Source organism: Jonesia quinghaiensis DSM 15701 (genome assembly GCF_000423205.1).
Lineage (GTDB): Bacteria > Actinomycetota > Actinomycetes > Actinomycetales > Cellulomonadaceae > Jonesia > Jonesia quinghaiensis.
The window spans coordinates 257,230-269,246 of sequence record NZ_AUHN01000006.1 but is presented as its reverse complement, the minus strand read 5'-3'; the positions used below and the strand labels follow the sequence as shown (position 1 = coordinate 269,246).

The window sequence follows — 12,017 nt, the reverse complement described above, 5'->3', positions numbered from 1 at the left end:
GTCAGCATTGTGACTGATCGGCGACGGTTTGGCACCTTGGTGTCCATCATGCAGCGCGGCGTTGTGCCCCACCGTGGAACCGGTGGGGCACAACGCCGCGGGCAGCACACCATGCACAGCATGACGTCAGTTGTGGTGTGGCTTGTTGTTAGTCGCGGGTGAGGCGACGGTGGGTGATGCGGTGTGGGCGGGCGGCGTCTGCTCCGAGTCGCTCAACCTTGTTCGCCTCGTAGGACTCAAAGTTCCCTTCAAACCAGTACCAGTTTGAGGGGTTCTCTTCGGTGCCTTCATAGGCAAGGATGTGCGTGGCAACTCGGTCGAGGAACCACCGGTCGTGCGAGACGACGACTGCGCACCCGGGGAATTCCAGCAACGCGTTTTCCAGAGACCCGAGGGTTTCCACATCGAGGTCGTTAGTGGGCTCGTCGAGCAGGAGGAGGTTTCCACCCTGTTTGAGGGTGAGCGCCAAGTTCAGGCGGTTACGTTCACCACCGGAGAGCACGCCAGCTGGCTTCTGTTGGTCTGCACCCTTGAACCCGAACGCTGCGACGTAGGCGCGTGAGGGCATTTCAACGTTGCCAACCTTGATGTAGTCCAAGCCGTCGGAGACAACTTCCCACAGTGACTTTTTGGGGTCAATTCCGCCACGTGACTGGTCTACGTAGGAAATTTCGACGGTTTCACCAACTTTGAGGTCTCCGCTGTCGAGCGGCTCAAGGCCCACAATGGTCTTGAACAGTGTTGTTTTACCAACACCGTTAGGACCAATGACACCAACGATCCCGTTTCGAGGCAGGGAGAATGACAAACCGTCAATGAGAACGCGCTCGTCGAAACCCTTTTTCAAGTTGTCAGCTTCGATGACGATACTACCTAGGCGTGGGCCTGGTGGGATCTGGATTTCTTCGAAGTCTAGTTTCCTGGTGCGCTCAGCTTCCGCGGCCATCTCCTCGTAGCGGGCGAGGCGTGCTTTGGACTTGGTCTGGCGGCCCTTGGCGCTCTGGCGCACCCAGTCCAGTTCGTCTGCGAGACGCTTGGCGAGCTTCGCGTCCTTCTTGCCCTGTACCTTGAGGCGCTCGCCCTTCTTCTCGAGGTACGTCGAGTAGTTCCCCTCGTACGGGTAGAGGCGCCCGCGGTCAACTTCACAGATCCATTCAGCGACGTGGTCCAGGAAGTACCGGTCGTGAGTAACGGCAAGAATAGCGCCAGGGTAACTTGCGAGGTGCTGTTCCAGCCACAACACTGACTCAGCATCAAGGTGGTTAGTAGGCTCGTCGAGAAGGAGGAGATCTGGCTTTTCCAGCAGCAACTTGCACAGGGCAACACGGCGGCGTTCACCACCGGATAGCACGGTAACGTCGGCGTCTGGTGGTGGGCAACGCAGGGCGTCCATTGCCTGTTCGAGTTGGTTGTCCAAGTCCCACGCGTTGGCGTGGTCTAGAGCTTCTTGGAGTTCGCCCATCTCAGCGAGGAGGGTGTCGAAGTCAGCGTCGGGTTCTGCCATGAGCGCTGAAATTTCGTTAAACCGGTCAAGTTTGTCTTTCACATCGGACACAGATTCCTGGATGTTTTCCAGAACGTTCTTGTCCTCGTTCAAAGGTGGCTCCTGCAGGAGGATTCCCACTGTGTAGCCAGGTGCCAGGCGCGCATCACCATTGGACGGCTGTTCAATGCCGGCCATGATCTTCAAGATGGTGGATTTTCCAGCGCCGTTGGGCCCGACCACGCCGATTTTGGCGCCGGGCAGGAAGTTGAGGGTGACATCGTCAAGAATGACTTTGTCGCCATGCGCCTTGCGCGCTTTGTACATTGAGTAGATGAACTCAGCCACTGGTCTCTTTTTCCGCCTTGTCAGTTGATGGTGTTCGGTGACATCTCGCGGCCACACCACCGCGCCCTGCCCACGCTACACCCCACAACACGGGGATGTGGCGGGCAGGGCGCGCTCTGGGCTCAGACTGTTGTGAGCTGGCGCGTGACGAGATCGTCGTTCTCCTCGCCCAGTCTACTGGTGAGTTCATCGTGGAGCCCATCGGGCTCGTTGTCACGAGATTCATTTCCGGCATCAGCGCCGCTGTTTACTGTTGCAGGCGCACCTTGGCCTGCCTTCACAGCAGTGAAGACGCACTGACCGCGGCTGAGGTTTGGGCCAAGGGAATCGGCTTCAATGACCAGCGATTCACGTTGTCCCTCAGTACCAGCCCACACTTCGGTGCTCAGCGCACCCGTAACAATAACCGGGTCCCCTTTGCGCAGTGACGCTGCCGTGTTCTCTGCGAGTGACCGCCATGCTTTCACGGTGAACCATGTTGTGGGCCCTTCGGTCCACTCGTCTTTTGCCTTGTTATAACGGCTTTTTGTTACTGCTAGCCGGAAATTGACGTAGGCCACGCCATCGTCAGTGGCCGGGAAAAGTCTAGGCTGAGACCCAATCCACCCGGACACTGTTACTCGTGCATCGTTGCTCATCAGATACTCCTTAAGTTGTGGGCGTGGAGTTACACGCCGTGTTCTCTAGGAGTACCTGCTCCCCCGCTCAGGTGGTGCGCTGGGGCAAGCGTGCTTGTGGAGTAGCCGGTGGTGCGGCAGATGCGTGTTGGGTGGGGACAACTCGATGCGTGGAGGTTTCAACGTGTCGTGTTGCCCGCCGGATGTTGTGGTGGATAGCAAGGATCGGCGCGACGGGTGTGAACAACACCGAGATAATTGCTGCTCCAAGTGCGGTTCGGGCGTGCTCTTCAAAAGCATTCGCTCGTTCTCGCGCCTCGTACTGGGCTTTCTTGCGGGCCGAGTACCAACCAAAGAGCCCCGCAGCGACAAGGATCACTCCAAGGACCGCTCCGATAATCCCCAACGCAACTGGGGAGAACACCATAAACAGCACCCCTCCGGCAATGAAAATCGCCCCCGCTGCTATCAGGCTCATCGCGGTAATGCGGCGGGTTCGTGCCCCTGGAACTGGCCCCCAGGGCACCTCCATGGTGTCGCAAGCTTTGACCAGTGCACTGTGCAGGTCTTCGGCACTACCAGCTGCATCCCGTACAGCGTCAGCGAAACCGGAACGCAGCGGACTGGTGATTCGATCCAGCCAGGCAAGGCGAAGGTTCTCCACCGCTGACGTGTGGGGAGGAGAGAGGCGCGGTGGTGTTCCTGTTGCCCGGTCATGCTCGGTGGTGCTTTCGATGGTTTCTTTGACAGTGGCGAGCCCAGCAGCGATAGCGTAGCGGTCAACTTCACCAGACAACGTGGGGCCAAGGTCTTCGACAACCCCAGTTGGGGTGTAAGCCGAGATCATTCCAGCGATGCGGCTGAGCTCATCATCAAGGCGCCGGGAAGCCATAGATTGCGCAGCGACAGCCTGTTGGATGTCTGCTTTGAGGTCGTCAACACCGGCACCGTGGCGAGCCGAGATCACGCGGATATCGACGTCCCCCAGACCGTCGGATTGCAAGAGCCTGCGGAGGTCACTGGAGATTGTTTGTTGTTCTTCTGCCGTGAGTTTGTCTGCCTGGTTGAGGACGACAAGCATGGAGGTTTCGAGGCCAACAAGCTTTCGCAAGTATTGGGTGTGCAGAGCTGCATCAGCGTATTTTTGGGGGTCGACAACCCAAATAAGGAGGTCCACGAGTGGGAGAACTTTGTCCACAATGGTGCGGTGGTGCTCTGCAACGGAATCATGGTCAGGCAGATCGAGGAGGATCAGTCCGTCAAGTTCACGCTGGTCTGCACCATCAAGTGCAGTGTCACGGAAGATGCGGCGGTCGTGGTCAACTTCTAACCAGTCCAACAACGCGGTAGCCGTGGAGTTCCATGAGCACGATGCCAACCGGGCGGTCGTTGGGCGGCGCACCCCAACATCGGCAAATTCGAGGCCAGAGATCGCGTTGAACGTGGAGGATTTCCCTGACCCTGTGCCACCTGCCAACGCAACGATGGTGTGGTGCACACCCAAAGCAAGACGCTCGTCTATGGCACGCAACGATTGGTGCGCCTGTTTTTGTAGTTCCAGAGGCAGGTAGGGTTTGCCCTGTTCAAGTGCGGTGTTCAACGACTTGACGACGCCGATGTAGTCGATGGGTGGGCTCGTGTGCTGAGTCATGAGTCCCTCCTGCAGGGTGGGGGTAAATGCGGGTCACGGTGCTGGTCAGTGTAGTGCACGAGGATGCGGTATGCCGGTCAGGCGCGCAGCCGGGTGAGTTCAGCGTTTCGAACTCTCAAACGTGTCGCGGTGGATTCGTCCAACCCCAAACTAGACAGTGTGTGGGTGACGTAGGTGTATTCGTCCAAGATCAGTCGGTCTAGAGTGTCCGCGAGGCGCACCGCAACGGTTTCAGCGACGTTTGCCGCCTCAAACCCGATGAGCCGTTCTAAGAGTTCCCCAGCTTGTGGCACACCTAAGGCAGCGAACATCACGATGGTTGCGAGCCCGTCGTCGGTTACTGCGCGTTGCGCGGCGACTATCTGTTTGGTTTGTTGTTCCAGCACCGGGGTCAGGGCTGAGGGGATCGCTGCAGCCCACCGGTTGATTTGTTCCGAAACGGTGGCGTTGCGCACTGGGTGTTGGGCAACATCGATGATTCGCGCTGCGTCATCTGTGTCTGCGAGTCGGGCTAGTGCCCGCCGCGCAACCACGATGGTTTCGCCCGCTACTTTCTCAGCTGTTGCGACGCCTTGGGTGTGAAGAGCTTCGAGGGCTTGGGGCGGTTTCACTGATCCGCGCAGCGGTTTTGCATACCCCGAGCGGTTGATGAGTTTGGCGAACCGCGCTTGTTCGGCGGCGCGGTTCCATGCTGCTGTGAGTTGACCGTGGGCGTACTGGCCGGTGGAGGCGTCTTTGCGGGCTTTTTCAACCACGTCAACCAGCACTTCTCGAGCCCTGGCGATAAGTAGCCGGTGGGCTTCTTCTTGCTCAGCTACCGTATTCGCGAGCGTGTCGAGGCGCGGCGGCAGGGCATCGAGCGCACCTTTGAGAGTGCGCACAATAACTGTTCGCGCGTGGTCGGCGCCGGCGAGGGTGGTGAGCCACTGCATGACTTCGGCGACCTCGGCGGGGGGCAGTGGGCCGGTGTGTGGTGAACGGTCTGCGATGACAAAGATGGGGGTTGAATCCATGCCGTGGTCAGCGAGGCGTGAGGTGACGTCCTGGCGGATCGTTGCGGTGGTGTCACGTGGCACGCGGTTCACAATCAACGCAACTGACGTACCGCGCCCAGCCGCACTGGTTAAGGTCTTCCACGGCAACGCGTCACCGTAGCGTTGTGCTGTGGTGACAAAAAGCCATAGGTCCGCTGATTCGAGGAGTCGCACCGCTTGTTGGCGGTTTTCGTCTCGTACTGAGTCAAGGTCCGGTGCGTCAAGGACTGCTAAACCGCGTGGAACTGCTTCACTAAATGTGACGTCAGCGTCACTGAGTAGCGCGGAACCGATCATGAGTTTTTCGTCGTCGGGGTGCAGGACCAAGACCGGTGTTGTTGTCGTTGGGCGGATTACCGATGCGGGTGAGACTTCGGCGCCAACCAGCGAGTTGACGAGCGTGGATTTGCCTGCGCCGGTGGACCCTGCAACCACGATGACTGCGGGGCGTGACAATTGTGCCAGCCGTGGGATGAGGTGGTCATCAAGTTGCGCCAGCAGTAAAGCCTGTTGGTCGCGGGCATCGGCAGCCGATGCGGTATCAAGGGGAAATTTTAGGGCAGCAACATCACGGCGGACGTCCGTAACGATGTCGTAGACCGTTGAGTCCACCCCTGAGCGCTGGGTTCGAGAACTGCGAGTCACCATGCTAGAAGCCGTCACCACTGTCTTTCGGTTGTGTTGTTAAGCCTGCCCTGGCCCTAACAATATGGCACACTGCGCGCTGACCGCGCTGTAACATGCGCAGTCAGCGTGGCGTTTTGCGTTTCACCCTCGTCGCGCATTGCGCATGGGGGCGGCTCCGGTCATGTGCCGATTAGGACGCTGGTGTATCGGTTTCTGGGGTGTTGTCGTCATGAGCGAGAATGTGGGCTGCAGTTGAGAAACCTTCGCCGTCTTGTTCTGGTGGTTGCTCAACCCAGGCATCTTGCCCAGGGGTGTGGTGGGCGTCGTCTTGAGGAGTTTTTTTCCGGTGCGGCATGACGTCTCTTTCCCGTGGTGTAGCGGACAATCGTGAAAGATATCGTAACCTGAGTCACACGGCGTTGGTGGCGTCAGTGTCCACCGAGTGTCAGCCCCACCCACCCAGCAGCCAAGGCGCACATCACCATGAGTGCCGCATGGGCGCCTGCTAGCGCAACCGAGCGGGCCCCACCTCGCCGCGCAATGTTGATGGCTTCAACACTGGCCGTCGAAAAAGTAGTGAAACCACCTAGCAAGCCGGTGCCCACTACCAAGGTGAGGTTTTCCCACCCTGCCCACGCACCCACTGTGTTGACGACTAGCCCCAACGCGAAAGCTCCCACCACGTTGATGAGGAATGTGCCTAGCGGAAGGGCACCTGGGGGGCGATGGGTCGCCACTATCCCATCGATGATGAACCGCACAGCAGCTCCAACACCGCCCGCTACAGCGATTGCAAGGATCATCACTACTCCCCCACGATCTGTGTTGTCTTCGGTGTTCGGGCCGGATGACGGAGCCACATGGCTCGCGCGGCCAGGAAGCCGAGGGTTGCTGCGCAAATTCCCAACGCGACACTGCTGGCCGTGTACATCGCGGCAAGTCCTAGCTCACCACCACGTGCCAGGGTGTTGGCTTCAAGAATGAACGTTGAGTAGGTGGTGAACCCGCCTAACACACCCGTTCCAACGGTTACTCGAACAGTGCGGCGTAGACCGGTGTCAGGCCCAGCAAGAGAAAGGACCGTGAGCAGAACACCGAGCAGAAAAGAGCCGGTGATGTTGATCGAGAACGTGGCCCATGGGAACTCCCCGGGCGCGGCGCCCCATCGTGTTTCGATGAGGTGGCGGGCTGTCGTCCCTAGGGCGCCACCGGCAATGATGCAGGCAAGGATTCGGGGCTGTCGGTACAGGGGGCGGTTGAGCGGCCGTCTTGGGATGAGTAGGCGACGCTGAAAAGGCGTTGACACGGCGTGTGTTCCTTTCCCCGGGCACGCGTGGACCTGCCCGTCGGGTGACGAGACAGGAACCATCAGCACAAAGGGTGCGGTTCGGGGTTAGCCCCAGGCGGGATCCATCGCCTCTCCAAGCATAACCCTAGGAGGTATAGGATCCATGCATGGCGACATTCAACTCAGCACTGAACAACACGCGAATTCCGGCAAATGCGGCAGATAAGCTTGCGGCGTCAAGGACCACTGGCACTATATTGTTGGCTGCGGTGATTTTCATTCCCGCTACGGTTTTGCTGTTTTTCTTAAACGCTGGTGGCTTGGCGATTCTGAGCATACTGATCGGCGCATTCATCATCATTGTGTCGGACTGGTATAGCGTGACGATGACCCGTACAACACTGCGCACAGCGATGATCGCACGCTATGACAACGCGCTCACCCACGCAGCCGAGCAGTGCGCACACGCAGATGCGTCATCCCGAACAGCAGCCACAGAACGGTTCACAGCATTGCGGGACGCATCGTTGCAGGAAAACTGGGATGCGGCGGTCTCAGATTATTGGACTGCCTATGCAACACAAACAGCCCCGTCAGTTGCCGTTGGGGTCTGATTGACTCATCTGTTTGTTAGAGCGGGTAGTTCCCGTGCTCTTTGAGGTAGCGGATCATTGTGCGGTACCGGTAGATGCCAGCGACGCTCCAGAGGACACCGAGGGCAAGGAACCCGTACCCCACGTACGGGTAAACGAAAACGATCACAACACCGATAAACAGGGCAACTAGCCCTGCACGGAAAGCTGTCATCGGGTTTTTAATGCGGTCGGGGTTCTTCACGGTCTAGCCTCACGGTTTCGAGGTGTGCCTACACGAACTGTTGTTGCTGCAGGCACACCCACCTCACAAGCAACGCCTGACCGTACCGCGAATTTGCTCTGCGTAGGCGTAAATCTCATCAAGATCAGCCAGTTCGTGACGCGTCTCATTCTTCTCTTCATCACACAGAACTCACCGAATTGGCTAAGGCTATGGGCGACGCTCTACTTCGATGCCCTGTTGCGGTACCACTTGACCCCTAGCGTGGCGAGGACCGCGACTGCGGCAACCACAAAAACGATGACCGATACGCTGCTTAGTGCCGCTGCTGTCATGTTTGCTCCTTCTCACCGTTGATAAGGCATTCAGTCTATCGGGGGTTTTCATGACATCGCTTGTTGGATAATGGTGTCGGCACACAAAAAAGCGCTGGTCTCAGACTCATTGTCTGCGACCAGCGCTTTCATTGGGGTGAGTAACGGGACTTGAACCCGCGACCCCCTGGACCACAACCAGGTGCTCTACCAGCTGAGCTATACCCACCATGGCGCTGATTCCCTCAGCGACCTAGAAAAGCATACCCGGTGAGAGGCCGAAAAATAAAACTCAATCGAGGTGATCCACACCACCATCCGTGCTGGTGGTGGTGTGAGCATCGGCCACAGCAGTTTTGCTGATCTGTGTGGCGACTGTTCGTGCTGCTTTAGTGTCGAGCCCTGGGGCGGGAACAAACATCGTTGCCCGGTAGTAGCGCAGTTCATCGATGGATTCGAGGATGTCCGCGAGCGCCCGGTGTCCCCCGTTTTTGCCTGGTGCTGCGTAGTAGGTGCGCGGGTACCAGCGGCGGGCGAGTTCTTTAAGGGATGACACGTCGATGATCCGGTAGTGGAGGTGTTCGGTGAGCCGTGGCATGTCGCGCGCGAGGAAGAGCCGGTCTGTTCCTACGGAGTTACCAGCTAGTGGTGCTTTGCGTGCGGTGGTGGTGTGGCGTTTCACGTAGGCGAGGACTTGCTCTTCGGCTTCGGCGAGGGTGATTCCGGCGTCGAGTTCGGTGATGAGCCCTGAGCTGGTGTGCATTTGTCGCACGAAGTCGCCCATTGAGGTCAGTGCCTCTGCGGGTGGGCGGATCACCACGTCGATGCCGGCGTCGAGTGGGTTCAGTTCGCTGTCGGTGACGACTACGGCGATTTCGATGAGGGCGTCGTTCTCAATGTCGAGGCCCGTCATTTCGCAGTCAATCCAGACGATGCGCTGGTTCTGTGCGCTTGTGGTCATAGGGCTGTGAGGATGTCTGGTCCGTTAGCGGTGATGGCGATGGTGTGTTCCCAGTGGGCTGCGCGTCCGCCTTTGAGTGAGCGGATGGTCCAGCCGTCGTCGTCGTGGACGTAGCCGTCTTTGCCGCCAAGGATGAACATGGGTTCAATGCAGATGACCATGCCTTCTTGGAGTTTCACGCCTTTGCCTTTTTTGGCTTTGTTTGGAACGAAGGGGTCCATGTGCATTTCGGTGCCGATGCCATGCCCGCCGTGGTCTTCGAGGTTGCCGAGGCGGTGTTTGCGGGCGAGTGCGTGAACTGCGTAGCCGATGTCACCGATGGTGTTGCCGACTTGTGCCGCTGCGATGCCGGCTTCGAGGGCTTGGCGGGTGACGTCGACAAGGAGTTCATCTTCGGGGCGCGGTGTTCCGACGATGAAGGTGCGTGCGGAGTCTCCGCACCAGCCGTCGAGCACTGCACCAAAGTCAATGGATACGACGTCGCCGTCTGCGATGACGTAGTCATTGGGGATGCCGTGAACAACAACGTCGTTCACGGATGCGCAGATGGAGCCAGGGAATGGTGTTGGCGCCCAGTCGGGGTGGTAGTTCAAAAAGGGTGAGGTGGCGCCGTTGTCTGCGAGGACTTTCGCGCCTACCGCGTCGAGTTCTTTGAGCGTGACGCCCGGTGCTGCGGCTTGTTGCATTGCTTCTAGTGCTGTGGCGACAACTTTGCCAACCACTCGCATTTTTTCGATCTCTTGGGGCGTCTTGATCTCAATCACGGTATTAAGGCTACTCCTTGGTGGGTTGGCGGTTGTGTTGGGCGCGGTGTGACGTGTAGTTGGCGTGCGGGGTGCCGTTGCTGATGCTGATGCTGATGCTGATGCGTGGACGGAGCCTAGTTATTCGCCAGCGCGCACTTGGTCGACGCCTTTGTTGGCGAGTTCGTCGGCTTTTTCGTTGCCGGGGTCACCGGAGTGGCCTTTGACCCACTGCCAGGTGATGTGGTGTTTGGCTACTTGTTCGTCAAGTTGACGCCATAGGTCAGCGTTTTTGACGGGTTTTTTGTCGGCTGTGCGCCACCCGTTGCGTTTCCACCCGTGGATCCAGGTGGTGATTCCTTTCATCACGTAGGTGGAGTCCACGTGGAGCACCACTGTGCAGGGGCGTTTGAGGGTGGTGAGCCCTTCGATGACGGCGAGCAGTTCCATGCGGTTGTTGGTGGTTTGTGCTTCGCCACCGAAGAGTTCTTTGGAATGTTCGCCTGCTGTCATCCACACACCCCACCCGCCGATGCCTGGGTTGCCTTTGCACGCACCATCGGTCCACATGTGGACTTCGGTGGGTTGGGTCTCTGCTGTTTCGGCGCTTTGCGTCACGTAGTGTCCTGCGGTGTGGCGTGAATGGGTCACCCAAGATGCTACCTGACCTGCGTCACGGGGACCTGGCCACTCATAATGACGGGTGGGGGGATGTCGCACTGCGTGTAAGGAAAATCAAGATGTGGACAACGTACAGGTTATGAAGCAAGAGCAACCGAGCGGCCCTTCCCATGTGAGCGCTTTCACCAGGCTGTTCGATGGGCATTTCGACCGTGTGGTGAGGTTCGCCCAACGGAGGGTCGACAACTCGAGCGATGCATCGGATGTTGCCGCAGAAACATTCCGACGGGCTTGGGAGTGCTGTCTGCGTGACAACAAAGTGCCGGCACCAGGGTGGCTGTTTATCACAGCGCACAACATCATCGGTGATCTCTACCGCTCCCGCAATCGTGCGGGGCAACTCGACGCACGGCTCCGGGAAGACGTGATGGTAGGTGGTGTGGATGGACCAAACGACCGCGTTCTGGAAACGCTTGGATCGCTATCGCGCGAGGATCAGGAACTGCTTCGGTTGCGATTTTGGGACGAGCTCGCCACAACAGAACTGTCGCAGTTTCTTGAAGTGTCTGTATCGGCTGTTTGGGTTCGACTTCACCGGGCACGTAAACGTTTCGCCGAACAATATGCCCGCGCCAATCAGAGGAACTCATGATGAAACCGATTGACAGTCTCCGTGCCGCCAACCCTGTCGATGCCAACAGCCCAGTGCAGCGGCCATCTCTTGACTCGATTGTCCCGGGAATTGGTGACATCCCGCCCGGCTCCGTTCGTGTTCAGAGAGCTTCTCTACAACGATCGTGGGTTGGTTTTGCCGTCGCAGGTGGACTAGCTCTCGGAGGTGTTGCGGCGCTTATGCTGTCGCAGGTGCTGCCCCCCCCCCCGCCGATGGTCGACTCGGCTTTCTACGCCACGTTTGAGCAACTCGAAAGCGCGAGCGCGATGATCGTGGGCGGCACGGTTATCACTGAGGAGCGCACCGAATTCAATGGGAACGACGTGGTCGCATACACGGTGGATGTTCGCGCCTCGACGTCAGGAGACCCTAGTCACGTTGAGGTTCTTATTCCAGCGGTTCAGGAAGGGCTAGTGGGAACGGCTGAAACCCAAGGCCTCGAGGTGGGTCGTGAGTATGTCCTTGCACTCAGTGAACTAGATGATTGGTGGCAACTCACATCACCTGCGGGCCAAAGTGCGTTTGTCGTTGATGACGGCATCGTTGCGCGTAGCCTCGACGGCACATTGGAAATAAGCACTGAGGTATTAGACCGCCTCGGACTGTCAGACGAGCGTGTGGGTTGATGAGATCGACGTAACTACATCAGATAATACGAACGGCTGTGCGACACGTTTTCACGTGTCGCACAGCCGTTTATGGGATGTGTTGCGCCCCCGACAGGACTCGAACCTGCGACCTAGGGATTAGAAGGCCCTTGCTCTATCCATCTGAGCTACGGAGGCACAACGATTCTAGACACAGATGTGCTGTTGCACTAAATCGTCGTCACCCCGTGGTG

Annotated in this window: 15 protein-coding genes, 2 tRNA genes and 1 riboswitch; of the genes, 4 read left to right on the top strand and 13 right to left on the bottom strand. The window is 58.4% G+C overall.

The window, feature by feature from the left end:
* Positions 1-148 precede the first annotated feature (148 nt).
* The 7 genes from ettA to G538_RS15505 all read right to left on the bottom strand — a co-directional run bounded on the left by ettA (position 149) and on the right by G538_RS15505 (position 7,066).
* On the bottom strand, positions 149-1,831 hold the full coding sequence (ettA, locus tag G538_RS0106750) for an energy-dependent translational throttle protein EttA (RefSeq protein WP_029068718.1): 1,683 nt from the start codon (positions 1,829-1,831) through the stop codon (positions 149-151).
* Between the two features lie 122 nt (positions 1,832-1,953).
* Positions 1,954-2,469, bottom strand: a complete 516-nt coding sequence (locus tag G538_RS15515; protein WP_051196656.1) for a single-stranded DNA-binding protein — start codon at positions 2,467-2,469, stop codon at positions 1,954-1,956.
* 67 nt (positions 2,470-2,536) lie between these two features.
* Positions 2,537-4,099 carry a GTPase gene (locus G538_RS15510; protein ID WP_051196654.1) on the bottom strand — a complete coding sequence of 521 codons (1,563 nt, stop codon included), beginning with the start codon at positions 4,097-4,099 and terminating at the stop codon, positions 2,537-2,539.
* A 77-nt stretch (positions 4,100-4,176) separates the two neighbouring features.
* Positions 4,177-5,781 carry a dynamin family protein gene (locus G538_RS0106735; RefSeq protein ID WP_029068717.1) on the bottom strand — a complete coding sequence of 535 codons (1,605 nt, stop codon included), beginning with the start codon at positions 5,779-5,781 and terminating at the stop codon, positions 4,177-4,179.
* 169 nt (positions 5,782-5,950) lie between these two features.
* Entirely contained in the window at positions 5,951-6,115 is a 165-nt protein-coding gene (locus G538_RS18010; RefSeq protein WP_157544344.1) for a hypothetical protein, read from the bottom strand.
* Between the two features lie 73 nt (positions 6,116-6,188).
* Complete coding sequence (locus G538_RS0106725; protein ID WP_035833505.1) at positions 6,189-6,563, bottom strand: fluoride efflux transporter FluC; 375 nt, start codon at positions 6,561-6,563, stop codon at positions 6,189-6,191.
* Between the two features lie 2 nt (positions 6,564-6,565).
* On the bottom strand, positions 6,566-7,066 hold the full coding sequence (locus G538_RS15505; RefSeq protein WP_245566812.1) for a fluoride efflux transporter FluC: 501 nt from the start codon (positions 7,064-7,066) through the stop codon (positions 6,566-6,568).
* A 46-nt stretch (positions 7,067-7,112) separates the two neighbouring features.
* Positions 7,113-7,187, bottom strand: a riboswitch (Fluoride riboswitch).
* Between the two features lie 28 nt (positions 7,188-7,215).
* Here G538_RS15505 and G538_RS0106715 point away from each other — a divergent pair.
* Positions 7,216-7,662 (top strand): hypothetical protein, encoded by a 447-nt coding sequence (locus G538_RS0106715; RefSeq protein WP_029068715.1) that lies wholly within the window; start codon positions 7,216-7,218, stop codon positions 7,660-7,662.
* Between the two features lie 16 nt (positions 7,663-7,678).
* On the opposite strand, the gene G538_RS15500 is transcribed toward G538_RS0106715, so the two are convergent.
* Positions 7,679-7,885 carry a hypothetical protein gene (locus G538_RS15500; RefSeq protein ID WP_035833504.1) on the bottom strand — a complete coding sequence of 69 codons (207 nt, stop codon included), beginning with the start codon at positions 7,883-7,885 and terminating at the stop codon, positions 7,679-7,681.
* A 24-nt stretch (positions 7,886-7,909) separates the two neighbouring features.
* Between G538_RS15500 and G538_RS18005 the strand changes: the two genes are divergently transcribed.
* Positions 7,910-8,221, top strand: a complete 312-nt coding sequence (locus G538_RS18005) for a hypothetical protein (protein ID WP_157544342.1) — start codon at positions 7,910-7,912, stop codon at positions 8,219-8,221.
* Positions 8,222-8,331: 110 nt separating this feature from the next.
* Here the strand turns inward: G538_RS18005 and G538_RS0106700 are convergent.
* The 4 genes from G538_RS0106700 to rnhA form a co-directional block, all read right to left on the bottom strand.
* Positions 8,332-8,407 (bottom strand) — tRNA-His (locus G538_RS0106700).
* Positions 8,408-8,470: 63 nt separating this feature from the next.
* Positions 8,471-9,139 (bottom strand): oligoribonuclease, encoded by a 669-nt coding sequence (orn, locus tag G538_RS15495; RefSeq protein ID WP_051196652.1) that lies wholly within the window; start codon positions 9,137-9,139, stop codon positions 8,471-8,473.
* Positions 9,136-9,903: a type I methionyl aminopeptidase gene (gene map, locus G538_RS0106690; RefSeq protein ID WP_029068714.1), complete on the bottom strand. Its 768-nt coding sequence runs from the start codon at positions 9,901-9,903 to the stop codon at positions 9,136-9,138. The genes orn and map overlap by 4 nt, the downstream gene beginning before the upstream one ends.
* Before the next feature lie 120 nt (positions 9,904-10,023).
* Positions 10,024-10,500 carry a ribonuclease HI gene (rnhA, locus tag G538_RS0106685; protein WP_245566811.1) on the bottom strand — a complete coding sequence of 159 codons (477 nt, stop codon included), beginning with the start codon at positions 10,498-10,500 and terminating at the stop codon, positions 10,024-10,026.
* A 124-nt stretch (positions 10,501-10,624) separates the two neighbouring features.
* On the opposite strand from rnhA, the gene G538_RS15490 reads away from it, so the two are divergent.
* Positions 10,625-11,155 carry an RNA polymerase sigma factor gene (locus tag G538_RS15490; RefSeq protein ID WP_051196650.1) on the top strand — a complete coding sequence of 177 codons (531 nt, stop codon included), beginning with the start codon at positions 10,625-10,627 and terminating at the stop codon, positions 11,153-11,155.
* A 212-nt stretch (positions 11,156-11,367) separates the two neighbouring features.
* Complete coding sequence (locus G538_RS0106675) at positions 11,368-11,802, top strand: hypothetical protein (protein WP_157544340.1); 435 nt, start codon at positions 11,368-11,370, stop codon at positions 11,800-11,802.
* A gap of 85 nt (positions 11,803-11,887) precedes the next feature.
* Here G538_RS0106675 and G538_RS0106670 read toward each other — a convergent pair.
* Positions 11,888-11,961 (bottom strand) — tRNA-Arg (locus G538_RS0106670).
* Positions 11,962-12,017 lie beyond the last annotated feature (56 nt).